Here is a 255-nt window from a genome sequence, read left to right on the forward strand (position 1 = left end):
GCTACGAGGCCAGCCAGCGCATCCGCAAGCGGATCGAGGAGGTGTTCGGCTGGGGCAAGGAGATCGGCGGCATGCGCCGCACCCTCCTGCGCGGGTTGGAACGCGTCGGATGGAGTTTCACGCTCCGCGTCGCCGCCTACAACCTGATCCGACTGCCGAAGTTGCTGGCGCCGCCTGCCTGATCGCCGCCGGGAGACGACCTGGCGCGATAAATCGCGGCGGGACGGCGCCGAAAACCGCACCGAGCAGCCCGCA

1 protein-coding gene is annotated in these 255 nt (G+C 69.4%); it reads left to right on the forward strand.

The window, feature by feature from the left end:
* Nucleotides 1-182: transposase (locus AC1MIR_RS27885; protein ID WP_480028251.1), on the forward strand; the 182-nt coding region annotated here is incomplete at its 5' end.
* Between the last annotated feature and the right edge of the window lie 73 nt (nt 183-255).

Source organism: Falsiroseomonas sp. RANM36, from assembly GCF_056682175.1.